This is a genomic window from Bacillus sp. FSL R5-0712 (genome assembly GCF_038593285.1).
GTDB classification, from domain to species: Bacteria; Bacillota; Bacilli; order Bacillales; family Bacillaceae; genus Bacillus; species Bacillus safensis.
Window position 1 is genome coordinate 594,149 of the sequence record NZ_CP151981.1, and the last position, 26,116, is coordinate 620,264.

The following is a 26,116-nucleotide window of genomic DNA, read 5'->3' on the forward strand; positions in this document are numbered from 1 at the left end:
CATGTTCTGGCTGCAAACCGCCTTTTTTACAATCGTTGTCTTGTGTCTCTCATGGTGGGCAGGGAAAAGACGCCGGCAGCGCCATGCGGGGTTCATTGTCCCAATATGCTTGATTTTATTTGGTTTGGTTTTATTGATTGTTAGTTTTTTTATTGGCAGATGGGAAGGCATGGTGCTTAGTCTAGCGAGTATCTCTATCGTTCTCTCTTCCATCATTTGTTTAATCATCGTCACTGGGATTCAATTTTTTAAAAAAGATGACCCTTCTTAAGCAGGAGCATCTGTATTCATCATGTTTTTATATTCTTCACGAAGGATGCCCATGATGATGACATCTGAGTATGTACCGTTGAAATAGAGCGCTTGGCGTCTTTTTCCTTCGTATTGAAATCCGGCTTTCTCATAGCTTCGAAAGGCCCTTGGATTGTGGGAAAAGACTTCAAGCTCAAGACGGTTGAGTTCTAATGTGTCAAAGGCAAATGCTTGAACCATCCGAACAGCTTCAGTGCCATAGCCTTTTTGAAAATGCTCTGGCCCGTGAAGCGCAATGCGGAAGCTTGCCGTATGATTGATTGGATCAATGTCCACAATCGCCGCATCTCCAATCATCTCTTTCGTGTCTAGCAGACAAATGGCGAAATCTCGTCTGCTGTCATCCTGCAAAAAGCGGGTATAGGCGGAGCGAATTTCTTCTAGTGTGAACGTTTTGCGTGTGCCAGTCATATAAAGTGTTTCTGCATGCTGGCATCCTCTTTGAATACCAGGATAATCTTGCTCTTCAATCGGTCTCAAAAATATACGAGTCATGACGGATCACCCTCCTCTATATATCGAGAGATTTCAATTAAATTCAGATCAGGATCACGGATATAAACAGATTCAATTGGACCTAATGTACCTGTGCGTCTGACCGGCCCCTCTTCAATGGGGACCACTTGCTTCCGGAGGTGCAGCAGCAAACTGTCCATGTCTAAATCGGTGATAAAGCACAAATCATGAGATCCAGGAAGAGGATGAGCTGCTTTTGGCTCAAATTCATGACCAGCTTCATGAAGGTTGATCTTCTGTAAACCAAAACGAAGCGCTTTACGGCCTTCACCAAAAGTTTCTTCCTTCATCCCTAATACGTTTGTATAAAAGCGAATGGTGTCCTCCATATGTTGTACAGTCAACACGATATGATCAAGTCGTCGTATCATCAGTCTCTCCTCCAAGTATGATCATTGATTGAACTGACTCTATTATATCATCACCTGAAGAGGATACCTTATTTAATCACGGTTTTATAGCTCCAGCTTTCCAAGGACATTTCCTTTCCGCGCAGTACCCTTTCATCAAACTCCATCCAGCCATTTTTTCGGTAGAAATGACGATTGGCCTCGTTGTGTGTCATCAGTGTAAACAGTCCGCCGCCTTGCCGGGCGATAAAGGGAAAAAGGCATTGCTTTAACATGCGGCTTCCGAGTTTTTTTCCTTGCTGGTCTTTTGCCACGACAAGTGCTTCTAAATACCAGTAAGGCTGCTTTAAGGAAGAACATGCTTTTTTCGCCTCCTTTAACACACGGAACACATGCTGAACCGCCGATATACCGCCAATGAAGAGCAGCTTTAACCCACCTGATAACACATAATCCATGAAGCCTGGTTCAGGAAGACGCGGATGCTTTAAAAGGGCAGCAGACACAATGTTCTCGTTTTCAACCCCGACCAAACAGATTTGATGCTGAAAATACACCTTTGTATTGACCAAATGCAGCTGACGAGCGAAAGCAGACCGGTTTGAGACCTTTTCACATAATAGGTCAAAAAATGAATAGTCCTGAAACGAATCATCTAACAACTCTGCCACTTGAGGCAGTTCATCCTCTCTAGCAAGTCTAAAATGAAACATATAATGGTCCTCCTTTACTGAACACATATAGATTATTGAACATGTGTTGAGTATAATAAGAAGTAAACCAATCGAACATCGGCAATGGATGAGATCCTGTTCATAAATAGACATTTGGCGCCTGATTGTTCAACAATGGAGGGGATGTCATGAAGGACAGACGAACAATCAAAACAAAAAGAGCCATTCGGGAAAGCTTCCTTGAGCTGTTAAAGGAAAAGGAAGTGCAGCAGATTACGGTATCAGAGCTATCAAGGAAAGCGGATTTAGGCAGGGGAACCTTTTATTTGCACTATCAAGATGTGTTTGATTTATATGAACAGCTTGAGAAAGAACTATTCGATCAGCTCGGGGGGTTATATGATGAAACCTTTCCAAGTCAGGATCCTCTTGATATGCTTTCCTTTTTAAACAAAACGACGGAGTACTTGAAAGAGAATCAATATATGTTGACGTTATTTGTAAAACCAAATGGTCCAACGACAAACCAATTCAAAGCATTTTTCAAAGAAAAAATCATGAAAGAGTGGCAGCTTGATCAGCGTCCTATTACAGAGAATGAGCAAATAGAGGCCTCTTTTGTCGTGTCTGGTGTCGTGGGTGTACTCGAGGAATGGATTCACGAAGAAATGACCATTGATGCCGGCAAGCTCGCGCATAAATTATACGAGCTTCTCCTCAAGGTGGAACAGGAATCGTAAAAAGTTATGTAGCCTTTGTCTTTCCTTTTTGATAAAATAGAATATATGTTCTTATTTGAAGTAAGGGAGTGGTGGGAGTGAGTGAGAAAAGGAAGCTGCTTTTTTATGGGGCGATGAGTATCGATGGATATTTAGCGAGAGAGGATCATCGGCTCGATTGGCTGATAGGGACAGAGGGCGAAGAAGAAACGAGCTATGACACCTTTTATGCGTCAGTCGATACACTGATCATGGGGCGCAATACATATGAACAAGTTCTTCAGCTGTCACCAGATGAGTTTCCTTATGAAGGAAAGACATGTTATATCATGTCACGTACGTTACAAGACAGTCTGGAAGGAACCCATATCATTCGCGAAGATGTCTTATCATTTGTGAAAAAATTAAAGAATGAAACAGGCCGGAATATTTGGATTGTCGGCGGCGGGGGACTGCTTCAATCTTTCATAAAAGAAAGATTGGTTGATGAGCTTTTTCTTCAAATCGTACCTGTCATCATTGGAAGAGGAATTCCTCTCTTTTCGCCGGCGGATCTGGAATCTAGGTTCTCATTACAGGAAGTAAATCAATATAAACAAATTGCTGAAATGCATTTTATCTTAAAAGAAGAGGATCACTGAACCAAGGTGGTCTTTTTTTTATGAAATAAACTCGTTGACAAGAAAATATCCTAGTGTTAGGATAAATTTATCCTAGTGTTAGGATTTATTGAAAAAGGAGTAGTTGCCATGGTGCAGCATGATCATGAATTAGATTTAAGGCTATTCCGCGTGTGGATGAAAGCCTATCAAGCCCTTTTTACAAATATCCAAAAAGACATTGAACGTTATGATATCGGATTTGAAAACTTTCAGATCCTTGAATTGCTCTACAGTAAAGGGCCTCAGCCTGTTCAAAAAATTAGCGATATCCTCTCAATCCCAAGTGGAAGCATGACATATGTCGTGAACAAACTAGAAAAACAAGAACTGGTGAAAAGGCAATGTGCGCCTTCAGATAAGCGGGTATTTCATGTATGGCTGACGGAAAAAGGGAAGCAATTGTTTGACGATATTTTCCCTAAACACACAGAGGTCATTTCGCAAAATCTAGCCTTTATTGAAAAAGAAGAAAAAGAGCAGCTCATTGAATTACTGAAAAAAATCGGTTTAGGTGCAAAACAACTTCGCGAAAAGGGGAAACAAGATGACACTCAGCTTTGATACGTTGGTACGTGAAAGACGATCCGCATCAAATTTTTTGCCAAATATCTCGATTTCGAGAGAAGAGCTTAACAGCATATTTGAAGAGGTCAAGCTGGCACCATCAGCTTTTAACTTGCAGCATACACAATATGTTGTCGTCCAAACAGAAGAGCTGAAAGAACAAGTAAGAGAAGCGGCATTTGGACAATATAAAGTGCACTCTGCTTCAGCAGCGATCATCGTACTCGGAGATCCAAAAGCTTATGAGCATGCAGGGGACATATATGAAGGCCTGAAAATGCTAGGCATTTTAAATACGCAGCAATACGAAGAAATGGTCAGAGAGACCGTGAGCTTTTATGAGCAGAGAGGGGCAGATTTCCAGAAGGAAGAAGCGATCCGAAATGCTTCCTTATCTGCCATGCTGTTTATGCTTGCCGCTAAAAATAAAGGCTGGGATACTTGCCCGATGATCGGTTTTGATCCCGAAGCAATGAAAAATGTATTAAACATTCAATCAGATTTAGTTCCTGTGTTAATGATTACACTTGGAAAAGAAAAAGTAGAAAGCAGACAAGCGAGAGGTTATAGAAAGCCAGTTTCTGAATTTGTGACATATTTATAAGATAGGGGGTTCCAATCATGGAACTAGGAATTAGTACATTTGTCGAAACAACACCTGATTTTCAAACAGGAAAAACAGTCAGTCATGCACAGCGTATTCGAGAAGTAGTAGAAGAAATTATTTTAGCAGATCAAGTCGGTCTCGATGTATTTGGCGTAGGTGAGCATCACCGTGAGGATTTCGCCGCATCGAATCCAGCTGTCGTCTTAGCGGCTGCAGCAACACAAACGAAAAATATTCGTCTGACGAGTGCAGTGACAGTCCTTTCATCAGCAGATCCTGTACGTGTATTTCAGGATTTTGCAACGCTAGATGGACTATCAAACGGACGTGCAGAAATTATGGCAGGCCGTGGTTCATTTATTGAATCATTCCCGCTCTTTGGCTATAACCTTGATGACTATGAAGAATTATTTGAAGAAAAGCTTGATTTGCTGTTGAAGTTGCAGCAGTCAGAGCGTGTTACATGGAGCGGCAAGCACCGCCCAGCCATTCAGGATGTTGGGGTATACCCAAGACCTGTTCAAGATCCGCTTCCGATCTGGATCGGCAGTGGAGGAAACCGTGAATCCGTCGTACGTGCTGGATTATTAGGATTACCGCTTGTACTTGCCATCATTGGCGGAAGTCCAAGACAGTTCGCACCGCTCGTTCAGCTGTACAAGCAAGCGGCAGTGCACGCTGGGCATGACCCTGAAAAATTAACTGTAGCATCACATTCTCATGGATTTGTTGCGGCAGAAACAGAGCTGGCAGCAGATCAATTTTTCCCATCCACACAGCATGTGATGAACACATTAGCGAGAGAGCGAGGCTGGGGACCTTATACTCGTTCTACGTTTGACGCAGCGAGAACTTTAGAAGGTGCGCTATATGTAGGAGATGCAGATACGGTGGCAGAGAAAGTCATTCATCTTAGAAAAAATGTAGGCATCACACGTTTTATGCTTCATGTACCGGTTGGTTCAATGCCGCATGATCAAGTGCTAAAAGCCATTGAGCTATTTGGAAAAGAAGTGGCTCCTAAAGTAAGAGAAGAGGTTGCCCGCTGGGAAGCAGAGCAAAAATAAATAAAAAGGCCGATCAAGAGAATAGGCTTGATCGGCCTTTTCTTATGCTTAAGGATCAGTGATACATGGTTTTACTGTAGGACATTTAGCAGCAGAAGCAATTGGTGTGATCGCCAAGGTGAAGAGGAAAACAATTTGAAAACAGATGAGCCATTTTTTCATGAAATCACCTCCGTTCACAATTGTTTCACTAGATTGAGATGAGGACAAAAGCATAGAAGTATGTAACACACTCTATCATAAGACAATGATATCATAATTTTCAAAAAAATGAAAAAATAAACTTACAAAAGTTCTAAATTATGGTATAGTTTATACGTTCAACAAAAAAGGGAGGGATTTTTTTATGAAAAAGGTCATATCTTCTGTTTTGGTTGGAGCAATTGTCTTAACGGGTGCTGGGATCACAACTGCTCCAGTGGAAGCAAAGGAGCAAACAAACAGTGAAGTAACGGCTCAGGCCAGTCGAACTGTTTCAGTAACAAGAACATATACGACATCAAACATCCCAGAAAGTATTGTATATGCAGAGGATGGCTGGGTAGGGATTTTAAAACAAACCTCTATTGAAGAATTAGGATTAGGAAAATATAGAGTCACATTTACTGGAACAGTGGTACGCGATCCGGGATTTAATTAAATAAACGTAAAGCTGACAGGTGGACAAGCCTGTCAGCTTTTTTCATGAGGATAATAAAGAATCATTTGCATCCGTACCATTTGTTCTCCGGTTTGTTTATACGTGTGCGTCCGGTCCGCTTTAAAACGAATAGAGTCTCCGGCTTTTAAGGTGTATTGTTCATCACCAATGGATAAATCAAGGACTCCCTCAAAAACAGTGATCAATTCCTCTGTTCCCCCAATGTGTTCACTCGCACGAAGCGACCCGCCTCGATCAATTTCCACTCGGTACATTTCAAATTTCCCCCGGTCGTCAAAAGGGAAAGTCGTGTATACACGATATTTTCCATCATCTTCAGTTAAAACCTGTGCATCTTCCTTGCGTACTACCTTGATTTCAGGCTGTGGTGCGTGAATGAGCTCACTAAAAGATACCTTTAATCCGTTGGCGATTTTCCACAAAGTCGTGATGGTAGGGGTTGATTCTCCTCTTTCAATTTGTCCAATCATCGTCTTGCTGACACCAGTTAATTCTGCCATCTTTTCGAGGCTTAATTTTTTTTGATCTCTCAGAAGCCTCACATTTTTAGAAATAATCGATTGTACGTCTTCCATGAAAAAAGCTCCTTTCTCTATTTACTTTATAAAGACCGAACGTTACAATAAAACGTAATGTACGCAATAAAGTAATTAAAGTCTAAATAACGTATAAGGGAGGCGGCATTTTGATTGTATCCATGTTGATCTATGCTTTTGTTAGCAGCTTTACCCCAGGGCCCAACAACATCATGGCCATGGTCTTTACAAATAAATATGGGGTCAAGCAAACATTTCGATTTTGTTTAGGTGTAGGTATCGGATTTCTCGTCATTTTGTGTTTGAGCTGCTTCTTTAATCTCATCCTTTATCAAGTGATGCCGAAAATAGGATGGGTCATGGCGTTCATCGGAGCTGCATACATGATTTATTTAGCGGTCAAAATCATGAAAAGTAAAGGCGGGGATGACGAAACACTTGATCGCTACAATCATTTTATCCCTGGTATGATGCTGCAATTTATCAACCCAAAAGCGATTTTGTATGGATTGACTGTGATTTCAACATTTGTTTTGCCATATGGACAATCTAATATGCAGTATGTCATATGGACGCTGATTCTCGCACTCATTGGCTTTCTTGGTACATTCAGCTGGAGCTTATTTGGCTCTTTGTATAAGCGTTTTTTGACTGCTTACGAAAAACCGTTCCAGTATGTGATGGGGCTGCTTCTGATATACAGTGCGATTTCGATGATATGGGGCTATGTGATGTAAGTAGTCAGGAGCTTGGCAGCTGTCTGCCCATCACAACAGTATCATAATATAATCCGTCACTCAGCCGTTTATCGTTTTTTAATACGCCTTCAATCAAAAAGCCGTGGTTCTCATATAACCGAATAGCTTTTTTGTTCGTTTCCAGCACTTGAAGTGACATCTTCTGTATACCCTGCTGATCTGCCCAGTCGATTGAAGCGGCTAAAAGCTCTTTCCCGATGTGATAGCCCCAAGCATCTTTCTGGATGGCGACGCCAAATGTCACTTTGTGAGCAAATCGCTTGAGTGAATGGCCCTCGCATCTTGAAAAACCGACAATTTTTCTTTCAATAGCAGCGACCAAAAATAAATGCCGGCTTTGCTTGCTATCCTCTTGAATCAAAGCCTCAAATGCTTTTTCATCAAGAAAGGCTTCGCCCGGTTCACGGTCTAAATACTCTGTTTCACCATCGATTTTCAGTCTGAGAGCTGATAACTGTTTGGCATCGGCCGCTGAAGCGGACCGAATATGATAGGTCAACCCACGAACTGTGAATATTTTTTCAGAGACGATCATGAAATAGAACACCAACCCTTCTTCTAATGTCTATCATACCTGAAACGTGTACATCGCACACTCAGATGTTTTGTATCTTTCAAAAAGGCTAAATGAATAGTATCAAACGTGGAGGTGGAACAAATGAGTAAAGAAAAAGGACATATGGATAAAGCGAAAGGAAAAACAAATCAAGTCAAAGGTCAAGTCAAAGAAAAGCTTGGTGAAGCAACCGATCATCAAAACTTGAAAGCAGAAGGGAAAAAGGATCAAGCAAAAGGAAAGCTTCAAGATAAAAAAGGGGATGTCAAAAATAAGCTGAACGAGTAGAACCGAAACAAGTGCGTTGCTTCATGTATTCCTCATCACATGTCTTTCATCAAAAAAATGAATAGATGTGTGAAAAGAATTGATTATACGTTCTCACGATCATCATGTAGACTTGAGAGAGAAGACATGATCAAGGGAGATGGATAAAATGGAGCACGTGTGGGGAAAAGTTGACGAGTATATCACAGACAAGTTGATTCCTAAAGATGATGTATTGGAGCAAACCCTTACTCATAATAAGCAAGCGGGTCTGCCAGAAATTGATGTGTCACCAGCCCAAGGGAAAATGCTTTATTTATTAGCAAAAACGAAGAATGCAAAGCGCATTTTAGAAATCGGGACACTCGGTGGATACAGTACTATTTGGCTGGCTCGTGCTCTTGAAGAGGATGGGGAACTCATCACATTAGAGGCTGTCAGCCATCATGTACAGATCGCACAGCAAAACATTAGCAGAGCGGGCTTATCAGAACGGGTGAGCATTTTGGAAGGAAAGGCATTAGATACGTTATCTCAGTTAAAAGAGAAGGCTGCGCTTCCATTCGATTTCATTTTCATTGATGCAGATAAACCGAACAATCCGAAATATCTGAAGTGGGCGTTAGATTTCTCGAAAAAGGGAACAGTCATTATTGCAGACAATGTCGTCAGAAATGGTGCAGTCCTTCATGACTCTGATGAGGATGAACGAGTACAAGGAACTCGTGAATTTTTCGATTTACTCAAACAAGAGCCGAGAATAGAGGCAACAGCGATTCAAACTGTTGGGGAAAAAGGTTATGATGGATTTGTATACGGAATCGTCAAATGAAACAAAGCTTAACCACATGTGGTTAAGCTTTTTCTTTTAGAAAAACCATCTAGCAGTGCCCATCAGCATGACGCCGGCAAGAACAGTAAGTGACAGGCTTTTTGTCCAAACAGCAATGAGTACAGTAGGAGTCAAGACAACAAGATACATCCAGTGAATGGTGACGCCTGTGCCTGTTGATGTATGGATGAAGAGATGCTCTGCAATCAAAGCTGTAAAGATACAAATAGGAATAAACGATAACCATTTCAGCACCACTTCAGGCAGCTGAATACTCCGTACAAATATAAAGGGTACGACTCTCGGAATGACGGTGACGATCATACAACCAACAATGAGCCATAACATAAAGCTGCTAATCATTTATCTGTCACCACCCCAATAGTTGCGACAAGTACAGTTGCTATGAGAACAGCCACATGTGATGGAACAAAATGAAGCAGAACAAACATAGCAATGACCATATACAACACAAGCGACAGGCGATGAGTTAACTTATTTTTGGGTACTGTCTGTAACGAAAGGACTAACAGTGCAGCAAACATCGCTGATAAAGCAAAATCAAGACCAAGCGCTTCAGGATTTGAAATCCAATGTCCAAAAATGCCGCCAAGTATGCAGGCCGCAATCCAGCATAAATACGCCGTTAAGTTCAGTCCGTGCATCCACCTGTTATTCAGCTTTCCTTTCTGCGCTAATTTATTTATCGCTACACCGAAGGATTCATCAGTCAGCAATAGACCGAATCCTATATTTTGTTTCACAGAGTAGCGTGTGAAATGAGGAGCAAGCGTCAGGCTGAGCAATAAATGCCGCAGATTGACAATAAATGTAGTGAAAATAATAGCGGAAAGGGGACTCCCTGTCACAAGCAGTGCACAGATAATAAACTGTGAAGCACCTGCGTAAATAAAAATCGATAAAAGCGCAATGTCCCATATACTTAACTGTGCGCTAATTCCAACAATTCCGAAGGCAAACCCAATACTCATATAACCGAGCAGGGTTGGCACACAATCTTTTATTCCCTCGAGAAACGGTTCATGTTCCGTGCTGGGAATGTGTTTCCTCGCTTCAATTTCCAACGTCCTCTACTCCTTTTCTCCGTGGCCACCTATAGTTTTACTTACTATATGAAAACGAATTCAGCATGTCAATACCCGTTTATCTTCTATTATATGAAGAAAAATGGTGACAAAAAAGGATTGAAGTCAACCAGAATTTGTTATAAAGTAGTCTGAAAATAAAAATAAATGAGGTGACGACAATGCTATGGAAGCCTTTATTTGAACATGATGTACCAAACACCCTCCGTCCATAACGGAGAGTGATCTCCGTTTGTGGATATGGCGATCAATATATCCAGTAACGGAGGGGAAAAGATGAAGGAAAAATATATAGGCGCCCTTTACCTAGCAATCGCTGCAAGTATTTGGGGCGGCATGTACGTTGTTGTCAAAGTAACAGTAGCGGTGGTTCCGCCGCTTGAGCTAGTATGGATGAGATATGCTGTAGCAGGAATCGTGCTGGTATGCACCATTTGGCGCTTGGGCTATTCCTTTCGATTAGATAAAAAAGATATCCCGCTTGTTGTCATGATCGGATTGATCGGAAATTTCCTATCAATTGTGACCCAAGAAATTGGCACCATGTATACGTCGGCACAAATGGGGGCTGTGATTACATCTGCGACCCCTGCTTTTATGGTGCTGTTTGCGTTCTTTCTATTAAAAGAAGCCATGACTGTTCGAAAGTGCGCATCCATCCTGCTTGCGACAGCAGGTGTATGGCTCATGATTGGACCAGTCGCAGTGCAAACAGATGAATTTGTTGGCGGTCTTTCATTAGTTTTCGCTGCTTTAACTTGGGCACTGATGTCTGTTTTGCTGAAACGAGTTCCAGGAAAATACCCTCAAGTCGTGACGACCACATATGCGATCATCATTGCATTCATTGTCTTAACACCAGCTGCTTTATTTCGTTTACCTTATCTAGATGTGGAGCAGATGGCAAGGCCAGAGATTTGGGGCGGCGTTCTCTATCTAGGCATCATCTCAACAGCTCTAGCATTCTTTTTGTGGAATAGAGGGCTTCAATTGATGGATGCCTCGAGCGGCAGTCTGTTCTTTTTCTTTCAACCGATCGTAGGGGCAGCTCTCGGCTGGCTGCTTTTAGGTGAAGAGATGGGGATACGCTCATTCATTGGGATTCTATGTATCTTTGCAGGAGTCTATACTGTACTGCGTCAAAAGGAATAAGAAGAGATGTCCCTTATAAAAGGGGCATTTTCTTTAAAATGGACAGGGAAGAGAGTAGAGGTTGGGGGGAAGCAGAATGATACAATTTCCGCATTTGCAAAAAGGACAAACAATTGGCGTTACAGCACCTTCCTCAGGTGTACGGCCATCTTTGCATGACATGTTTCAGCTTTCATGTGAACGAATGAAAAATAGAGGATACGATGTCATATGTGGAGAGACGGTCTGGCAGCAGGAAAAGGCAAAATCTGCGCCTGCGATAGAACGAGCAAACGAACTTCAGTACATGATGACATGTGAGGAGATTGATCACATCATCCCGCCATGGGGAGGACAGCTGCTTATGGAAGTGCTAGAGCATCTCGATTTCTCATCGATGAAAAAAAAGTGGATTCTTGGTTACTCAGATACGAGTGCACTTCTGCTGGCGTTGACATTAAAAACAGGCATTGCCACAGCGCATGGACCGAACTTAGTCGATCTTCAGGGAGAAGACCTTGATCAAACGACTGTTATGTGGGAAGAAGTACTTTCAACAAAAGAAGAAATGGACATAAGCCAGTTTTCTTCATCTATGTATCAAAAGGAATGGCAGCGTGACGATCCGATTAAACATGTCTTTCATTTAACAGAACCTACCGCATGGCATACGGTTGATCAACAAGAAAAGATGGTAAAGGGCAGACTGCTGGGTGGCTGCATTGATGTCATACGTCATTTAGCAGGGACACCTTATGGGGACGTCAAAACTTTTCAGAAAACATTCATAAAAGATGAACCGATTCTCTGGTATTTCGAAAACTGCGAATTAAATGCTGCAAGCGTGAAGAGATCGCTTGTTCAATTAAAACTAGCAGGTTGGTTTGATCACTGTTCAGGTATCATGTTTGGGCGTAGTGCAGTAAATGTGCCCGTTGAAGGGTATCAGTATCAGGATGTATATGAAGAATTACAAAAGGAATTACAAATCCCCATTTTTTACGACATAGATTGTGGGCATGTCCCGCCGCAAATGACGCTGATTAATGGGGCATATGCAGAAGTACAGCTGCATCCTCAAGGAAAAGCCGTACTAAAGCAAACATTTTTAGCATAAAAAAGGAAAGGGCGAACCCTTTCCTTCATATAACATTACATCCCTTTTGTTTCTTCACCTGCTTTTGGAACTTCCCACGCCGACTCACGGAATACTTTTTCCCATTTAGATACGACAATACATGCAACGGCATGCCCTGGAACATTCACGCCTGTTCGTGCCATATCCATAATTCGGTCAACACCGGCTATGATGGCAACGCCTTCTGCGGGAAGACCGACTGCATGAGCGGTTGCCAAAAGAACAACGAGTGAACCGGATGGCACAGCTGCAATACCTTTACTCGTTAACACAAGAACAAGCATCATTAAAAGCTGCTGTGACAGACTCATGTCGACACCAAACGCTTGTGCAAGGAATACGCAGGCAACCGATAAATATAAACTTGATCCGTCACAATTGAGAGAAAGACCAGATGGAATCACAAAGGAAACGATTCTTTTTGGACACCCGTATTTCTCCATTCGTTCCATCAATTGAGGAAGGACAGTTTCAGTACTCGTAGTAGAGAAGGCAACAAGGAACAAATCCCAAATCATTTTTAATACTTCGAAGTAGTTAAAACGGAAGATCAGTGCGACCAGAGGGAATAAAGCAAAGAGAATAATGAATAATCCTAAAAATACTGTTCCGACAAGCTTCATCATTGGGATTAATAAAACAATGCCATATTGGCCGACAGAAGCAGCCATTAATGCAAGAACCCCAATAGGTGCTGTCACCATCACCATCTGTGTGAGCTTAAACATAATTTGTGCCACTGATTCAAAGAAGGTGAGAACAGGAGCAGAGGCTTTACCGATGCCGCTTGCCGCTACACCAAATAAGATGGCGAAGAAAATGACAGCAAGTAAATCATTCTGAGCCATAACATCGACGATATTGGTTGGAATGATATCTAATACCATTTGTTTAAAGTCAACGACCTTCTCCGTATAACCATCTAATTCCCCAATATCTTTCTTAGCTAATTTAGAGAAATCGAGGCCAACGCCAGGCTTTAGCCCATTTGCCAATAATAGCCCGATCCCAAGAACAATGGTTGTGATGACCTCAAACCAAATGATCGTCTTTAATCCAAGGCTGCCCATTTTCTTCATGCCGCCGCTGCCGGCTGCACCAATAACAATGGTAGAGAACACGATTGGAACAACGATCATTTTAATCAGCCTGATGAATCCATCTCCAATTGGCCTGAGGGCCATTCCGAAGTCAGGGAAGAAATGGCCGATAAGAGCTCCTATCACCAAAGCGATCATGATTTGAAAAGCGATAAACTTTTTCATCATCTCTTACCTCCTTTAAATGCTTGGAAAAATATTAAGAATTTTCCAATAAATAAAAATTCTATGTGGCCATGTTTTGTCCTCCTTTGTATTTAGAAAGATTTTATTTAAGAATCATTGGAATTATGAAGAAAGAGAAGAAAATAGGGCTATTACATGTCTATTGATCTAAGAAAAAATCAATTTTAAAAAACATGAAACTTTTTTAGAAAAATGTATTGACCCTTTTATATGATTCATGGTATATTTTTATTCGTCGCTGATGACGTATTTGAAACACAGACGTTCACACACATGCGGCAAACAAATTTCAAAAAGATGTTGACTTAATAAAAACGATATGTTAAGATAATTAAGTCGCCTGATTAAGCGCCCGTAGCTCAATTGGATAGAGCGTTTGACTACGGATCAAAAGGTTAGGGGTTCGACTCCTCTCGGGCGCGCCAATACAAACCACGCGGGTGTAGTTTAGTGGTAAAACCTCAGCCTTCCAAGCTGATGTCGTGAGTTCGATTCTCATCACCCGCTCCATTTTTGAACATGATCTTTGAAAACTAAACAAGACAAAACGTACCTGTTAATTCGAGTTTTTATAAAAAAATCCTATGATACTTCATAGGTAGTCAGTCAAACGCTGATGAAAAACAAAACTTCGGTTTTGTACTTTTTCGGAGAGTTTGATCCTGGCTCAGGACGAACGCTGGCGGCGTGCCTAATACATGCAAGTCGAGCGGACAGAAGGGAGCTTGCTCCCGGATGTTAGCGGCGGACGGGTGAGTAACACGTGGGTAACCTGCCTGTAAGACTGGGATAACTCCGGGAAACCGGAGCTAATACCGGATAGTTCCTTGAACCGCATGGTTCAAGGATGAAAGACGGTTTCGGCTGTCACTTACAGATGGACCCGCGGCGCATTAGCTAGTTGGTGGGGTAATGGCTCACCAAGGCGACGATGCGTAGCCGACCTGAGAGGGTGATCGGCCACACTGGGACTGAGACACGGCCCAGACTCCTACGGGAGGCAGCAGTAGGGAATCTTCCGCAATGGACGAAAGTCTGACGGAGCAACGCCGCGTGAGTGATGAAGGTTTTCGGATCGTAAAGCTCTGTTGTTAGGGAAGAACAAGTGCGAGAGTAACTGCTCGCACCTTGACGGTACCTAACCAGAAAGCCACGGCTAACTACGTGCCAGCAGCCGCGGTAATACGTAGGTGGCAAGCGTTGTCCGGAATTATTGGGCGTAAAGGGCTCGCAGGCGGTTTCTTAAGTCTGATGTGAAAGCCCCCGGCTCAACCGGGGAGGGTCATTGGAAACTGGGAAACTTGAGTGCAGAAGAGGAGAGTGGAATTCCACGTGTAGCGGTGAAATGCGTAGAGATGTGGAGGAACACCAGTGGCGAAGGCGACTCTCTGGTCTGTAACTGACGCTGAGGAGCGAAAGCGTGGGGAGCGAACAGGATTAGATACCCTGGTAGTCCACGCCGTAAACGATGAGTGCTAAGTGTTAGGGGGTTTCCGCCCCTTAGTGCTGCAGCTAACGCATTAAGCACTCCGCCTGGGGAGTACGGTCGCAAGACTGAAACTCAAAGGAATTGACGGGGGCCCGCACAAGCGGTGGAGCATGTGGTTTAATTCGAAGCAACGCGAAGAACCTTACCAGGTCTTGACATCCTCTGACAACCCTAGAGATAGGGCTTTCCCTTCGGGGACAGAGTGACAGGTGGTGCATGGTTGTCGTCAGCTCGTGTCGTGAGATGTTGGGTTAAGTCCCGCAACGAGCGCAACCCTTGATCTTAGTTGCCAGCATTCAGTTGGGCACTCTAAGGTGACTGCCGGTGACAAACCGGAGGAAGGTGGGGATGACGTCAAATCATCATGCCCCTTATGACCTGGGCTACACACGTGCTACAATGGACAGAACAAAGGGCTGCAAGACCGCAAGGTTTAGCCAATCCCATAAATCTGTTCTCAGTTCGGATCGCAGTCTGCAACTCGACTGCGTGAAGCTGGAATCGCTAGTAATCGCGGATCAGCATGCCGCGGTGAATACGTTCCCGGGCCTTGTACACACCGCCCGTCACACCACGAGAGTTTGCAACACCCGAAGTCGGTGAGGTAACCTTTATGGAGCCAGCCGCCGAAGGTGGGGCAGATGATTGGGGTGAAGTCGTAACAAGGTAGCCGTATCGGAAGGTGCGGCTGGATCACCTCCTTTCTAAGGATATATGGAGCAGCGTGCGTTTTCGTCTTGTTTAGTTTTGAAGGATCATTCCTTCAAAACATGTCTCTAGCGAGACAGGATTGTTCTTTGAAAACTAGATAACAATAAGTAATACATTCACATTGAATGCAATGCAAAGTTCATCACACATAGTGATTCTTTCTAAAGTAAGAAATGGTTAAGTTAGAAAGGGCGCACGGTGGATGCCTTGGCACTAGGAGCCGATGAAGGACGGGACGAACACCGATATGCTTCGGGGAGCTGTAAGCAAGCTTTGATCCGGAGATTTCCGAATGGGGAAACCCACTGCTCGTAATGGAGTAGTATCCATACTTGAATACATAGAGTATGAGAAGGCATACCCGGGGAACTGAAACATCTAAGTACCCGGAGGAAGAGAAAGCAAATGCGATTCCCTGAGTAGCGGCGAGCGAAACGGGAACAGCCCAAACCAAGAGGCTTGCCTCTTGGGGTTGTAGGACACTCTATACGGAGTTACAAAGGAATGATATAAGCGAAGAGGTCTGGAAAGGCCCGCCAAAGAAGGTAACAGCCCTGTAACTGAAATGTTATTCTCTCCAGAGTGGATCCTGAGTACGGCGGAACACGTGAAATTCCGTCGGAATCCGGGAGGACCATCTCCCAAGGCTAAATACTCCCTAGTGACCGATAGTGAACCAGTACCGTGAGGGAAAGGTGAAAAGCACCCCGGAAGGGGAGTGAAATAGATCCTGAAACCGTGTGCCTACAAGTAGTCAGAGCCCGTTAACGGGTGATGGCGTGCCTTTTGTAGAATGAACCGGCGAGTTACGATCCCGTGCAAGGTTAAGCAGAAGATGCGGAGCCGCAGCGAAAGCGAGTCTGAATAGGGCGCATGAGTACGTGGTCGTAGACCCGAAACCAGGTGATCTACCCATGTCCAGGGTGAAGTTCAGGTAACACTGAATGGAGGCCCGAACCCACGCACGTTGAAAAGTGCGGGGATGAGGTGTGGGTAGGGGTGAAATGCCAATCGAACCTGGAGATAGCTGGTTCTCTCCGAAATAGCTTTAGGGCTAGCCTCAAGGTAAGAGTCTCGGAGGTAGAGCACTGATTGGACTAGGGGCCCCTACCGGGTTACCGAATTCAGTCAAACTCCGAATGCCGATGACTTATCCTTGGGAGTCAGACTGCGAGTGATAAGATCCGTAGTCGAAAGGGAAACAGCCCAGACCGCCAGCTAAGGTCCCAAAGTATACGTTAAGTGGAAAAGGATGTGGAGTTGCTTAGACAACCAGGATGTTGGCTTAGAAGCAGCCACCATTTAAAGAGTGCGTAATAGCTCACTGGTCGAGTGACTCTGCGCCGAAAATGTACCGGGGCTAAACGTATCACCGAAGCTGCGGACTGTTCTTACGAACAGTGGTAGGAGAGCGTTCTAAGGGCTGTGAAGCCAGACCGGAAGGACTGGTGGAGCGCTTAGAAGTGAGAATGCCGGTATGAGTAGCGAAAGACGGGTGAGAATCCCGTCCACCGAATGCCTAAGGTTTCCTGAGGAAGGCTCGTCCGCTCAGGGTTAGTCGGGACCTAAGCCGAGGCCGAAAGGCGTAGGCGATGGACAACAGGTTGATATTCCTGTACCACCTCCTCACCATTTGAGCAATGGGGGGACGCAGGAGGATAGGGTAAGCGCGGTATTGGATATCCGCGTCCAAGCAGTTAGGCTGGGAAATAGGCAAATCCGTTTCCCGTGAAGGCTGAGCTGTGATGGCGAGCGAAATTTAGTAGCGAAGTTCCTGATTCCACACTGCCAAGAAAAGCCTCTAGCGAGGTGAGAGGTGCCCGTACCGCAAACCGACACAGGTAGGCGAGGAGAGAATCCTAAGGTGATCGAGAGAACTCTCGTTAAGGAACTCGGCAAAATGACCCCGTAACTTCGGGAGAAGGGGTGCTTCTTAGGGTGTTAAAGCCCCGAGAAGCCGCAGTGAATAGGCCCAGGCGACTGTTTAGCAAAAACACAGGTCTCTGCGAAGCCGTAAGGCGAAGTATAGGGGCTGACGCCTGCCCGGTGCTGGAAGGTTAAGAGGAGCGCTTAGCGTAAGCGAAGGTGCGAATTGAAGCCCCAGTAAACGGCGGCCGTAACTATAACGGTCCTAAGGTAGCGAAATTCCTTGTCGGGTAAGTTCCGACCCGCACGAAAGGCGCAACGATCTGGGCACTGTCTCAACGAGAGACTCGGTGAAATTATAGTACCTGTGAAGATGCAGGTTACCCGCGACAGGACGGAAAGACCCCGTGGAGCTTTACTGCAGCCTGATATTGAATGTTGGTACAGCTTGTACAGGATAGGTAGGAGCCTTGGAAACCGGAGCGCTAGCTTCGGTGGAGGCATCGGTGGGATACTACCCTGGCTGTATTGACCTTCTAACCCGCTGCCCTTATCGGGCAGGGAGACAGTGTCAGGTGGGCAGTTTGACTGGGGCGGTCGCCTCCTAAAATGTAACGGAGGCGCCCAAAGGTTCCCTCAGAATGGTTGGAAATCATTCGCAGAGTGTAAAGGCACAAGGGAGCTTGACTGCGAGACCTACAAGTCGAGCAGGGACGAAAGTCGGGCTTAGTGATCCGGTGGTTCCGCATGGAAGGGCCATCGCTCAACGGATAAAAGCTACCCCGGGGATAACAGGCTTATCTCCCCCAAGAGTCCACATCGACGGGGAGGTTTGGCACCTCGATGTCGGCTCATCGCATCCTGGGGCTGTAGTCGGTCCCAAGGGTTGGGCTGTTCGCCCATTAAAGCGGTACGCGAGCTGGGTTCAGAACGTCGTGAGACAGTTCGGTCCCTATCCGTCGCGGGCGCAGGAAATTTGAGAGGAGCTGTCCTTAGTACGAGAGGACCGGGATGGACGCACCGCTGGTGTACCAGTTGTTCTGCCAAGGGCATCGCTGGGTAGCTATGTGCGGACGGGATAAGTGCTGAAAGCATCTAAGCATGAAGCCCCCCTCAAGATGAGATTTCCCATTCCGCAAGGAAGTAAGATCCCTGAAAGATGATCAGGTTGATAGGTCTGAGGTGGAAGCGTGGTGACACGTGGAGCTGACAGATACTAATAGATCGAGGACTTAACCTATATTCTAATGTGAAGCATGAACATTGTTATCTAGTTTTGAGAGAACATTCTCTCCATCAGGTTTGGTGGCGATAGCGAAGAGGTCACACCCGTTCCCATACCGAACACGGAAGTTAAGCTCTTCAGCGCCGATGGTAGTTGGGGGTTTCCCCCTGTGAGAGTAGGACGCCGCCAAGCTTGTTATCTTTATATCATCGCGGGGTGGAGCAGTTCGGTAGCTCGTCGGGCTCATAACCCGAAGGTCGCAGGTTCAAATCCTGCCCCCGCAACCAAAATGGTCCGGTAGTTCAGTTGGTTAGAATGCCTGCCTGTCACGCAGGAGGTCGCGGGTTCGAGTCCCGTCCGGACCGCCATTTTTATGACTTGTAAACGAAAACGTATAGTTTCGTTTTTTTTTATGTCTTTTTCTTTCTAGAAGTACCCAAGATGCAATGAAATGATGTGTGTTTGGCTACAATATAAGAAAGAAAAGATAGATTATTTCAACTCAGCCTGGTTTTTTCACACCAGGCTTTCTTTATATCATTTTTAGTTGGAACTGAGACTTATATTCGCTACACTAATACTAACTGTGTTTGACCTCATGTCTACTTAACCAATTGATTGCAAGAAGGGGCTGTCTTTTTATGGATGAATTTGATCTTATTCGCCGAATCACACCAAAAGATACATATCAGCGCTCTTTGATCATGGGCATCGGTGATGATGCAAGTGTTTATCAACCTCATTCACATTGTGAAGAGGTCGTTTGTGTTGATACAATGGTGGAGCATGTTCATTTTCGTTTTGACTTTTCAACACCATTTGAAGTTGGCTTTAAAGCACTGGCAGTCAATGTCAGTGACATCGCTGCAATGGGAGGGACCCCAAAATATTATCTTGTTTCAATTGCGATCCCGCCTCATGGTGATGAGACAATTGTTACGGAGCTTTACGAGGGAATGAAAGTGTTGGCTGACTCTTATCATATGGATTTGATTGGTGGAGATACAGTGGCCACCCGCAGTGACTTTGTCATTACCGTGACGGTCATTGGTGAGGTTTCAAAGGGAAAAGCTTGTTATCGTCACAGTGCTCAGACTGGAGACGTTGTCTTTGTCACAGGTGAACTTGGTTCATCAGCTGCTGGGTTATCAATCTTAATGAACGAAGCAGCCCCTTCTAAGGCGGTCGATGCTGATTTTTTTCTTAAGCGTCATAAAATGCCTCAGCCTCATATTGCTGCTGGACACATTTGTTCAAGTTTCCCGCGTGTTACCTTGAATGATGTGAGTGATGGATTAGCGAGTGAGTTGAATGAGATAGCCGAAGCGAGCTGTGTGATGATCGAGATAGAAGCTGATAAGCTTCCAATTCATCCAGATTTACAGGTGCTGCGCAAAGACTGGCTTGAATGGGTGTTGTTTGGGGGAGAAGATTTTGTTTTAACTGGTACGATACCAGAATGTGATTGGGAAAGCTTTGAATCGCAATGTCAAAAAGAAGGCATTCAGATCACACGTATTGGACAAGTCAAAGATGATCAAGCAGTCAGTGTTATGTTAAAAGACAATGATCAACAAACAATGTTAATGAAAAAAGGATATAATCATTTTAAGAAATGAGGTGACATCAACGGTGAAATTAACATGGACGACAAAAGGTGCGGATGAGACGAAACGAATTGCCGCTGCATTGGCCAAACTTGTGATGCCAGGCGATGTATTGACATTAGAAGGAGATTTAGGTGCAGGTAAAACCACTTTTTCAAAAGGTTTTGCGGAAGGCTTAGGAATTACCCGTATCGTCAACAGCCCCACCTTTACAATTATTAAAGAATATACCGATGGCAGACTGCCACTATATCATATGGACGTGTACCGCATGGAAGATGCAGAAGAAGAGATCGGCCTCGAAGAATATTTTGAGGGTGAAGGTGTATGCTTGGTTGAATGGGCACATCTTATTGAACCTCAATTGCCTTCTTCCTATTTAAAAATTGAAATGCTGAGAACAGAACGTGAAGAAGAACGGCATCTCACGTTTGATGCAAAAGGGGAGCGTTATGAGACCCTTTGTAAGGAGATGAAAGAATTTGACCATACTGGCCATTGATACATCAAACCATACACTAGGAATTGCTCTTGTAAGAGACTTCACTGTGATTGGGGAGAGCATTACGTATTTAAAAAAGAACCATTCCGTCCGAGCGATGCCTACTGTTGAAGCATTGATGAAAGAATGTGGTGTATCACCAAGCGAACTAAGCAAAATCGTTGTAGCAAAAGGACCTGGTTCTTACACTGGCGTTAGAATCGGTGTTACCATCGCAAAAACACTTGCGTGGACGCTGTCTATCCCGATATCAGCTGTTTCGAGTTTAGAAACACTTGCGGCAAATGGCCAATATTTTGATGGATATATCTCACCTTTATTTGATGCGAGAAGAGGCCAAGTTTATACCGGACTATATATGTTTGAAAAGGGTAAGATCAAAGAGGTAGAACCAGATCAAAATATCTTGCTCACGGATTGGCTTCATGAACTGAAGCAGACAGGAAAGCCTGTTCTATTTCTTGGACAAGATGTGCATCTTCATGAAGAGAGCATTCGCTCCATTTTAGGAGAAACGGCTGTACTGGCAGAGGGGACATTCCATAACCCAAGACCTTCAGTGCTTGCATTTTTAGGCGCAGATCGTCCTGCTGAAGATGTCCATCAGCTTGTTCCTAACTATATTCGTTTGGCAGAAGCGGAAGTGAAATGGCTTGAAGGACAAAAATAATCTTCACATAGCAGAGATACGACAAATGACAGTAGCGGATATTCCAGAGGTGTATACGATTGAAGTGCATTCGTTTACAGCGCCTTGGAAAAAGGAATCGTTTGTGTATGAGATTCTTCATAACCAATACAGCCATTATTTCCTCATTGAAGAAAATAAACAGCCTGTAGGGTATTGCGGAGTCTGGATTGTCATGGACGATGCACAAATTACGAACATTGCGATTCTCCCTGAGCATAGAGGAAAAGGCTACGGGGAAGCATTGCTTCGATATGTCATGGAATTTTGCAAAGAAAAAAAGACAGATCATCTTTCTTTAGAGGTGCGGGTTTCAAATACACCAGCACAATCCCTCTATGAAAAGCTCGGTTTCAGACCAGCTTCTATTCGAAAGAATTATTATACGGATAATGGAGAAGATGCATTAGTCATGTGGGTGAATATAAATGAGTGAACAAACAGATCGATTCATATTAGGTATAGAAACAAGCTGCGATGAAACAGCTGCGTCCATTGTCAAAAATGGAAAGGAAATCGTGGCAAATGTGGTGGCCTCGCAAATAGACAGTCATAAACGATTTGGCGGAGTTGTACCCGAAATTGCTTCAAGGCATCACGTGGAGCAAGTCACCATCGTATTAGAAGAAGTGATGGCACAGGCGGGTATGACTTTTAAGGATTTAGATGCGATTGCTGTCACAGAAGGACCTGGCCTCGTCGGTGCTTTGCTGATTGGTGTCAATGCAGCAAAGGCACTGAGCTTTGCCCATCAAATTCCTCTTGTTGGTGTTCATCATATTGCAGGGCATATTTATGCAAACCAGCTTGTTGATGAATTGGAGTTCCCATGTTTAGCTCTTGTTGTCTCCGGCGGACATACTGAGCTTGTTTTAATGAAGGAACATGGATCTTTTGAGGTCATCGGAGAAACTTTAGATGATGCAGCTGGAGAAGCGTACGATAAAGTGGCCCGGACGATGGGTCTCCCGTACCCAGGCGGACCTCATATTGATCGGTTAGCACATGAAGGAGAGCCGACAATTAAGCTTCCTCGTGCATGGCTTGAAGAAGGGTCTTATCACTTTAGCTTCAGTGGTTTAAAATCAGCTGTGATCAATACCTTACACAATGCGTCACAAAAGGGAGAAACGATTGCCCCAGAGGATTTGGCCGCAAGTTTTCAAGCAAGCGTCATTGAGGTGCTTGTTGGGAAAACATTGAAAGCGGCTGAAGCCTATGGCGTGAAGCAGGTCGTTCTAGCTGGAGGAGTCGCTGCCAATAAAGGACTAAGAAAAGCTTTAACCTCAGCATTTACGAAGCTGCCAGAAGTGAAAGTCATTATTCCGCCATTATCTCTTTGCACAGACAATGCAGCCATGATCGCTGCCGCTGGAACCATTGCGTTTGAAAAAGGAATCAGAGGCGATATGGCGATGAATGGCCAGCCAGGATTGCCGCTAGTCTCATATGAATAAAAACTCCTGTGGATGACAGGGGTTTTTATTTTTTATGAAAGCGATTTATTCACATGTAAACGTTATATATCCACAATTGTTAGAAAATTTTGTTTTAAAATGAAGAGGATGTGTATAAACACGATCTTTTTTGTGGATATGTGATTAAAACTCTGTGGATAAAGTGGATAAGTCTAATGTATTTAAGAATAATCAAGAAGTTATTGTGGGTATCATTGTGGATAATGAATTTTCTTTGAAAGAAAAAAGAGTACCTTTTAAGGCACTCTTTAAGCTTCTGACAGCTCTTCCCACTCCGCAAAAAGTGATTCCAGCTCTTGATTGAGTGTATCATTTTCTGTTTGAATGGCTTGGACCTTCTCGTGATCTTGAAAAATATCAGGATCACATAGCAGCTGTTCATTTTCACCGAGCTTGTCTTCGACGACAGCAATGCGTTCTTCAATTTCTTCGATTCTGCGCTGCTTTTGTCTTTCTTTCTTTTTCAGTTGTTTTTCTTCCGCATAAGAAAGCTTTGCCTTTTCTGCTGGCTGTGCAGCTTGTTTTTTAAGCGGCTCATTTTCTTGAAGTGCTTCCAGCTCTAGTTGTTCATTTTTCTTTTCAAGGTAGTAATCATAATCACCGAGATATTCACTTGTTTCTGTAGGCGAAAGCTCAAATACTTTCGTGGCGAGACGATTGATAAAATAACGATCATGCGAGACAAATAAGATGGTTCCTGGATAATCGATTAGTGCATTCTCTAAAATTTCCTTACTATCTAAGTCCAGATGGTTTGTCGGCTCATCGAGAATAAGAAAATTGGCTTTTTGGAGCATCAGCTTTGCCAGTGCAAGGCGTGCTTTTTCTCCACCGCTTAATGCATGGACGGGCTTTAAAACATCATCACCGGAAAAAAGGAAGTTTCCTAAACATGTCCGAATTTCTTTTTCATTCATATGAGGATAGTCATCCCAAAGCTCATTGAGCACTTTTTTCGAGGATGTCAGTTTGGCTTGCTCTTGGTCATAGTAGCCGATCGTGACATGAGATCCAAAAGTGATGTCGCCTTTTACTGGTGTTAATGTGTTCGTTAACGTTTTTAAAAGGGTTGATTTCCCGATCCCGTTAGGACCAATGAGTGCCACACTATCCTCGCGTTTAATCTGAAAAGAAAGAGAGGATAGGAGCGGTGTTTTTTCATCATAACGAATATCGAGGTCATGCACCTTGAGTACATCATTGCCGCTTTGTCTCGTAATATCAAAATGGAAGTTTGCGGATTTTTCATCACCTAAAGGCTTATCTAAACGATCCATTCGTTCGAGCTGCTTGCGTCTGCTTTGAGCGCGCTTTGTGGTTGAAGCTCTTGCTAGGTTGCGATCCACGAAATCCTGAAGCTTTGAGATCTCTTCTTGCTGCTTTTCGTATAGTTTCATATCCCGCTCGAGCTGCTCTGCTTTCAGCTCAAGATACTTACTATAGTTCCCTGCAAACTTTTTCATCGAAGTTCTTGAGACTTCATAGACGTGGTTTACGACTTTGTCTAAGAAATAGCGGTCATGGGACACGATGAGAATGGCACCTGTATAATTTTGCAAATACTGCTCCAGCCATGATAAGGTATCAATATCTAAATGGTTGGTCGGCTCATCCAGAATTAAGAGTTCTGGTTTCATTAATAAGAGCTTTCCAAGTGCTAAACGGGTTTTCTGGCCGCCGCTTAAAGATTGGACGGTTGTCTCATCTTCAAAATGACTAAAGCCGAGTCCATGAAGAATGGAGCGGACATCTGCTTCATATTGATAGCCGCCTTGATCTTTAAATTCCTGCTGAAGCCTGTCATAGGTTTTCATCAGGGCTTCCAGCTCAGAACCTGTGGAAGAAGCCATTTTCTCCTCAATGGTTCTCATCTCTTGTTCCATCTCTTTTAAATGATCAAAAACCGATAATAATTCGTCTTTTAGCGTACGTGTAGACGTCACATCGGTATGCTGTGCTAAATAGCCGATCGATAGGTCTTTTGGTTTGATGATCTCACCTTGCTCGTAAGACATTTGACCGGCAATGATTTTCAAAAGCGTGGATTTGCCTGCGCCGTTACGACCTACAATGGCAATTCGATCCCTTGCTTTGACTTCCAATTTTATATTCGTTAAAACGGTATCAGCGCCAAACGATTTGGACAGCTGATTCACTTGTAGAATCATCATGTAACTTCACCTCTGCTATAATATGTTAAGTGTAGCTTATCAGCAGTAAACCGGCAAATGTTACATACAATCGCCATATTCAAATGAAAGACAGATAGGAAAAAATAGTGTATCATTTGAGTGAGGGAGCGTTGAAAGATGAGTCAATTTAGCCACTTTAACGAACAGGGAAGAGCAAAGATGGTCGACATTAGTGACAAATCGTCTACAGTGAGAACCGCCGTTGCTGTTTCAAGTGTTCGTATGATAAAAGAAGTGTTTCATAAAATACAACAGCATGAAATTGGAAAAGGGGATGTGCTGTCTGTTGCACAGGTTGCTGGCATCATGGCAGCAAAGCAAACATCTACCATCATTCCAATGTGTCATCCGCTTGCACTAAAAGGCGTGGATATCTCCTTTCATTGGGAGGAAGACGGAAATGCGCACATCCTGAACATACAAGTACAGGTGAAAACAAAAGGAAGTACGGGTGTGGAGATGGAAGCGCTCACTTCTGCTTCAGTATGTGCACTGACCGTTTACGATATGTGCAAAGCGATTGATAAAGGCATGATCATCGGTCCAACCTATCTAATTGAAAAGACAGGCGGGAAAAACGGTGATTTTCACAGAGCATCTGATATTTAAGTTGGAG

Annotated in this window: 27 protein-coding genes, 4 tRNA genes and 3 rRNA genes; 25 read left to right on the top strand and 9 right to left on the bottom strand. The window is 43.9% G+C overall.

The window, feature by feature from the left end; translation table 11 throughout:
- The first annotated feature begins 1 nt into the window (after nt 1).
- On the top strand, nt 2–271 hold the full coding sequence (locus NSU11_RS02890) for a YesK-like family protein (RefSeq protein ID WP_024425418.1): 270 nt from the start codon (nt 2–4) through the stop codon (nt 269–271).
- Here the strand turns inward: NSU11_RS02890 and NSU11_RS02895 are convergent.
- The 3 genes from NSU11_RS02895 to NSU11_RS02905 form a co-directional block, all read right to left on the bottom strand.
- A complete protein-coding gene (locus tag NSU11_RS02895; RefSeq protein ID WP_024427798.1) occupies nt 268–807 on the bottom strand; it encodes a GNAT family protein in 540 nt (179 codons plus the stop codon). The genes NSU11_RS02890 and NSU11_RS02895 overlap by 4 nt on opposite strands.
- Nucleotides 804–1,199 carry a VOC family protein gene (locus NSU11_RS02900; protein WP_024425420.1) on the bottom strand — a complete coding sequence of 132 codons (396 nt, stop codon included), beginning with the start codon at nt 1,197–1,199 and terminating at the stop codon, nt 804–806. Before NSU11_RS02900 ends, NSU11_RS02895 begins: the two co-directional genes overlap by 4 nt.
- Nucleotides 1,200–1,267: 68 nt before the next feature.
- Nucleotides 1,268–1,891 carry a GNAT family N-acetyltransferase gene (locus NSU11_RS02905; RefSeq protein WP_197172254.1) on the bottom strand — a complete coding sequence of 208 codons (624 nt, stop codon included), beginning with the start codon at nt 1,889–1,891 and terminating at the stop codon, nt 1,268–1,270.
- A 149-nt stretch (nt 1,892–2,040) separates the two neighbouring features.
- Between NSU11_RS02905 and NSU11_RS02910 the strand changes: the two genes are divergently transcribed.
- The 6 genes from NSU11_RS02910 (at nt 2,041) to NSU11_RS02935 (ending at nt 6,111) form a co-directional block, all read left to right on the top strand.
- Nucleotides 2,041–2,592 (top strand): TetR/AcrR family transcriptional regulator, encoded by a 552-nt coding sequence (locus NSU11_RS02910; RefSeq protein ID WP_024425422.1) that lies wholly within the window; start codon nt 2,041–2,043, stop codon nt 2,590–2,592.
- Nucleotides 2,593–2,669: 77 nt separating this feature from the next.
- Nucleotides 2,670–3,212 carry a dihydrofolate reductase family protein gene (locus NSU11_RS02915; protein ID WP_171463998.1) on the top strand — a complete coding sequence of 181 codons (543 nt, stop codon included), beginning with the start codon at nt 2,670–2,672 and terminating at the stop codon, nt 3,210–3,212.
- Between the two features lie 108 nt (nt 3,213–3,320).
- The gene (locus NSU11_RS02920) at nt 3,321–3,794 is read left to right on the top strand and encodes a MarR family transcriptional regulator (RefSeq protein ID WP_025093552.1); all 474 of its coding nucleotides are present in this window, start codon (nt 3,321–3,323) and stop codon (nt 3,792–3,794) included.
- Nucleotides 3,778–4,401 carry a nitroreductase family protein gene (locus NSU11_RS02925; RefSeq protein WP_059376109.1) on the top strand — a complete coding sequence of 208 codons (624 nt, stop codon included), beginning with the start codon at nt 3,778–3,780 and terminating at the stop codon, nt 4,399–4,401. Before NSU11_RS02920 ends, NSU11_RS02925 begins: the two co-directional genes overlap by 17 nt.
- Before the next feature lie 17 nt (nt 4,402–4,418).
- The gene (locus NSU11_RS02930; protein WP_059376111.1) at nt 4,419–5,471 is read left to right on the top strand and encodes an LLM class flavin-dependent oxidoreductase; all 1,053 of its coding nucleotides are present in this window, start codon (nt 4,419–4,421) and stop codon (nt 5,469–5,471) included.
- A gap of 346 nt (nt 5,472–5,817) precedes the next feature.
- A complete protein-coding gene (locus tag NSU11_RS02935; RefSeq protein WP_342493787.1) occupies nt 5,818–6,111 on the top strand; it encodes a hypothetical protein in 294 nt (97 codons plus the stop codon).
- Nucleotides 6,112–6,143: 32 nt separating this feature from the next.
- Here NSU11_RS02935 and NSU11_RS02940 read toward each other — a convergent pair whose 3' ends face one another.
- The gene (locus NSU11_RS02940; protein WP_024425428.1) at nt 6,144–6,707 is read right to left on the bottom strand and encodes an XRE family transcriptional regulator; all 564 of its coding nucleotides are present in this window, start codon (nt 6,705–6,707) and stop codon (nt 6,144–6,146) included.
- A gap of 110 nt (nt 6,708–6,817) precedes the next feature.
- Here NSU11_RS02940 and NSU11_RS02945 point away from each other — a divergent pair, with 110 nt between their 5' ends.
- On the top strand, nt 6,818–7,405 hold the full coding sequence (locus NSU11_RS02945) for a LysE family transporter (RefSeq protein WP_024425429.1): 588 nt from the start codon (nt 6,818–6,820) through the stop codon (nt 7,403–7,405).
- Between the two features lie 4 nt (nt 7,406–7,409).
- Here the strand turns inward: NSU11_RS02945 and NSU11_RS02950 are convergent, their stop codons facing one another.
- The gene (locus NSU11_RS02950) at nt 7,410–7,961 is read right to left on the bottom strand and encodes a GNAT family N-acetyltransferase (protein ID WP_024427791.1); all 552 of its coding nucleotides are present in this window, start codon (nt 7,959–7,961) and stop codon (nt 7,410–7,412) included.
- A 123-nt stretch (nt 7,962–8,084) separates the two neighbouring features.
- On the opposite strand from NSU11_RS02950, the gene NSU11_RS02955 reads away from it, so the two are divergent.
- Together NSU11_RS02955 and NSU11_RS02960 are read left to right on the top strand one after the other, a co-directional pair.
- Nucleotides 8,085–8,270: a CsbD family protein gene (locus tag NSU11_RS02955; protein WP_024427790.1), complete on the top strand. Its 186-nt coding sequence runs from the start codon at nt 8,085–8,087 to the stop codon at nt 8,268–8,270.
- Between the two features lie 148 nt (nt 8,271–8,418).
- Complete coding sequence (locus NSU11_RS02960) at nt 8,419–9,081, top strand: O-methyltransferase (RefSeq protein WP_025093548.1); 663 nt, start codon at nt 8,419–8,421, stop codon at nt 9,079–9,081.
- A gap of 36 nt (nt 9,082–9,117) precedes the next feature.
- Here the strand turns inward: NSU11_RS02960 and NSU11_RS02965 are convergent, their stop codons facing one another.
- Both NSU11_RS02965 and NSU11_RS02970 read right to left on the bottom strand, forming a co-directional pair.
- Complete coding sequence (locus NSU11_RS02965) at nt 9,118–9,444, bottom strand: AzlD domain-containing protein (RefSeq protein WP_024427789.1); 327 nt, start codon at nt 9,442–9,444, stop codon at nt 9,118–9,120.
- Entirely contained in the window at nt 9,441–10,166 is a 726-nt protein-coding gene (locus NSU11_RS02970; RefSeq protein ID WP_075610951.1) for an AzlC family ABC transporter permease, read from the bottom strand. The genes NSU11_RS02965 and NSU11_RS02970 overlap by 4 nt, the downstream gene beginning before the upstream one ends.
- A 297-nt stretch (nt 10,167–10,463) precedes the next feature.
- On the opposite strand from NSU11_RS02970, the gene NSU11_RS02975 reads away from it, so the two are divergent.
- Both NSU11_RS02975 and NSU11_RS02980 read left to right on the top strand, forming a co-directional pair.
- Nucleotides 10,464–11,339 carry an EamA family transporter gene (locus NSU11_RS02975; RefSeq protein WP_197172247.1) on the top strand — a complete coding sequence of 292 codons (876 nt, stop codon included), beginning with the start codon at nt 10,464–10,466 and terminating at the stop codon, nt 11,337–11,339.
- A gap of 76 nt (nt 11,340–11,415) precedes the next feature.
- On the top strand, nt 11,416–12,435 hold the full coding sequence (locus tag NSU11_RS02980) for a S66 peptidase family protein (RefSeq protein ID WP_197172235.1): 1,020 nt from the start codon (nt 11,416–11,418) through the stop codon (nt 12,433–12,435).
- A gap of 35 nt (nt 12,436–12,470) precedes the next feature.
- On the opposite strand, the gene gltP is transcribed toward NSU11_RS02980, so the two are convergent.
- Nucleotides 12,471–13,721, bottom strand: coding sequence for a glutamate-aspartate/proton symporter GltP (gene gltP / locus NSU11_RS02985; protein WP_024425437.1), 1,251 nt, complete (start codon nt 13,719–13,721; stop codon nt 12,471–12,473).
- Between the two features lie 369 nt (nt 13,722–14,090).
- Between gltP and NSU11_RS02990 the strand changes: the two genes are divergently transcribed.
- The 12 genes from NSU11_RS02990 (at nt 14,091) to tsaD (ending at nt 23,287) form a co-directional block, all read left to right on the top strand.
- Nucleotides 14,091–14,167, top strand: a tRNA-Arg gene (locus tag NSU11_RS02990).
- Between the two features lie 11 nt (nt 14,168–14,178).
- Nucleotides 14,179–14,252 (top strand) — tRNA-Gly (locus NSU11_RS02995).
- 134 nt (nt 14,253–14,386) lie between these two features.
- Nucleotides 14,387–15,935, top strand: a 16S ribosomal RNA gene (locus tag NSU11_RS03000).
- A 182-nt stretch (nt 15,936–16,117) separates the two neighbouring features.
- A 23S ribosomal RNA gene (locus NSU11_RS03005) occupies nt 16,118–19,048 on the top strand.
- 61 nt (nt 19,049–19,109) lie between these two features.
- Nucleotides 19,110–19,225: ribosomal RNA gene (rrf, locus tag NSU11_RS03010) — 5S ribosomal RNA — on the top strand.
- Together the 16S, 23S and 5S rRNA genes with 4 tRNA genes alongside form the textbook arrangement of a ribosomal RNA operon.
- A gap of 18 nt (nt 19,226–19,243) precedes the next feature.
- Nucleotides 19,244–19,320 (top strand) — tRNA-Met (locus NSU11_RS03015).
- A gap of 4 nt (nt 19,321–19,324) precedes the next feature.
- Nucleotides 19,325–19,401: transfer RNA gene (locus tag NSU11_RS03020), tRNA-Asp, on the top strand.
- Nucleotides 19,402–19,674: 273 nt separating this feature from the next.
- Nucleotides 19,675–20,652, top strand: coding sequence for a thiamine-phosphate kinase (gene thiL, locus NSU11_RS03025; RefSeq protein WP_197172012.1), 978 nt, complete (start codon nt 19,675–19,677; stop codon nt 20,650–20,652).
- A 13-nt stretch (nt 20,653–20,665) separates the two neighbouring features.
- Complete coding sequence (gene tsaE, locus NSU11_RS03030; RefSeq protein ID WP_044335667.1) at nt 20,666–21,142, top strand: tRNA (adenosine(37)-N6)-threonylcarbamoyltransferase complex ATPase subunit type 1 TsaE; 477 nt, start codon at nt 20,666–20,668, stop codon at nt 21,140–21,142.
- Complete coding sequence (gene tsaB, locus NSU11_RS03035) at nt 21,123–21,812, top strand: tRNA (adenosine(37)-N6)-threonylcarbamoyltransferase complex dimerization subunit type 1 TsaB (protein ID WP_025092761.1); 690 nt, start codon at nt 21,123–21,125, stop codon at nt 21,810–21,812. Before tsaE ends, tsaB begins: the two co-directional genes overlap by 20 nt.
- Nucleotides 21,813–21,837: 25 nt before the next feature.
- On the top strand, nt 21,838–22,266 hold the full coding sequence (gene rimI, locus NSU11_RS03040; protein ID WP_034622166.1) for a ribosomal protein S18-alanine N-acetyltransferase: 429 nt from the start codon (nt 21,838–21,840) through the stop codon (nt 22,264–22,266).
- Nucleotides 22,259–23,287, top strand: coding sequence for a tRNA (adenosine(37)-N6)-threonylcarbamoyltransferase complex transferase subunit TsaD (tsaD, locus tag NSU11_RS03045; protein ID WP_197172030.1), 1,029 nt, complete (start codon nt 22,259–22,261; stop codon nt 23,285–23,287). The genes rimI and tsaD overlap by 8 nt, the downstream gene beginning before the upstream one ends.
- A 269-nt stretch (nt 23,288–23,556) precedes the next feature.
- On the opposite strand, the gene NSU11_RS03050 is transcribed toward tsaD, so the two are convergent.
- On the bottom strand, nt 23,557–25,479 hold the full coding sequence (locus NSU11_RS03050; RefSeq protein ID WP_311165072.1) for an ABC-F family ATP-binding cassette domain-containing protein: 1,923 nt from the start codon (nt 25,477–25,479) through the stop codon (nt 23,557–23,559).
- Between the two features lie 138 nt (nt 25,480–25,617).
- On the opposite strand from NSU11_RS03050, the gene moaC reads away from it, so the two are divergent.
- Nucleotides 25,618–26,109: a cyclic pyranopterin monophosphate synthase MoaC gene (gene moaC / locus NSU11_RS03055; protein WP_311165073.1), complete on the top strand. Its 492-nt coding sequence runs from the start codon at nt 25,618–25,620 to the stop codon at nt 26,107–26,109.
- The last annotated feature ends 7 nt before the right edge of the window (nt 26,110–26,116 follow it).

Coding starts and splice junctions, on each gene's coding strand:
- NSU11_RS02890 (WP_024425418.1), top strand. CDS start 2: ATGTTCTGGCTGCAAACCGCCTTTTTTACAATCGTTGTCTTGTGTCTC.
- NSU11_RS02895 (WP_024427798.1), bottom strand. CDS start 807: ATGACTCGTATATTTTTGAGACCGATTGAAGAGCAAGATTATCCTGGT.
- NSU11_RS02900 (WP_024425420.1), bottom strand. CDS start 1,199: ATGATACGACGACTTGATCATATCGTGTTGACTGTACAACATATGGAG.
- NSU11_RS02905 (WP_197172254.1), bottom strand. CDS start 1,891: ATGTTTCATTTTAGACTTGCTAGAGAGGATGAACTGCCTCAAGTGGCA.
- NSU11_RS02910 (WP_024425422.1), top strand. CDS start 2,041: ATGAAGGACAGACGAACAATCAAAACAAAAAGAGCCATTCGGGAAAGC.
- NSU11_RS02920 (WP_025093552.1), top strand. CDS start 3,321: ATGGTGCAGCATGATCATGAATTAGATTTAAGGCTATTCCGCGTGTGG.
- NSU11_RS02925 (WP_059376109.1), top strand. CDS start 3,778: ATGACACTCAGCTTTGATACGTTGGTACGTGAAAGACGATCCGCATCA.
- NSU11_RS02930 (WP_059376111.1), top strand. CDS start 4,419: ATGGAACTAGGAATTAGTACATTTGTCGAAACAACACCTGATTTTCAA.
- NSU11_RS02935 (WP_342493787.1), top strand. CDS start 5,818: ATGAAAAAGGTCATATCTTCTGTTTTGGTTGGAGCAATTGTCTTAACG.
- NSU11_RS02940 (WP_024425428.1), bottom strand. CDS start 6,707: ATGGAAGACGTACAATCGATTATTTCTAAAAATGTGAGGCTTCTGAGA.
- NSU11_RS02950 (WP_024427791.1), bottom strand. CDS start 7,961: ATGATCGTCTCTGAAAAAATATTCACAGTTCGTGGGTTGACCTATCAT.
- NSU11_RS02955 (WP_024427790.1), top strand. CDS start 8,085: ATGAGTAAAGAAAAAGGACATATGGATAAAGCGAAAGGAAAAACAAAT.
- NSU11_RS02960 (WP_025093548.1), top strand. CDS start 8,419: ATGGAGCACGTGTGGGGAAAAGTTGACGAGTATATCACAGACAAGTTG.
- NSU11_RS02965 (WP_024427789.1), bottom strand. CDS start 9,444: ATGATTAGCAGCTTTATGTTATGGCTCATTGTTGGTTGTATGATCGTC.
- NSU11_RS02975 (WP_197172247.1), top strand. CDS start 10,464: ATGAAGGAAAAATATATAGGCGCCCTTTACCTAGCAATCGCTGCAAGT.
- NSU11_RS02980 (WP_197172235.1), top strand. CDS start 11,416: ATGATACAATTTCCGCATTTGCAAAAAGGACAAACAATTGGCGTTACA.
- gltP (WP_024425437.1), bottom strand. CDS start 13,721: ATGAAAAAGTTTATCGCTTTTCAAATCATGATCGCTTTGGTGATAGGA.
- thiL (WP_197172012.1), top strand. CDS start 19,675: ATGGATGAATTTGATCTTATTCGCCGAATCACACCAAAAGATACATAT.
- rimI (WP_034622166.1), top strand. CDS start 21,838: ATGACAGTAGCGGATATTCCAGAGGTGTATACGATTGAAGTGCATTCG.
- tsaD (WP_197172030.1), top strand. CDS start 22,259: ATGAGTGAACAAACAGATCGATTCATATTAGGTATAGAAACAAGCTGC.
- NSU11_RS03050 (WP_311165072.1), bottom strand. CDS start 25,479: ATGATGATTCTACAAGTGAATCAGCTGTCCAAATCGTTTGGCGCTGAT.
- moaC (WP_311165073.1), top strand. CDS start 25,618: ATGAGTCAATTTAGCCACTTTAACGAACAGGGAAGAGCAAAGATGGTC.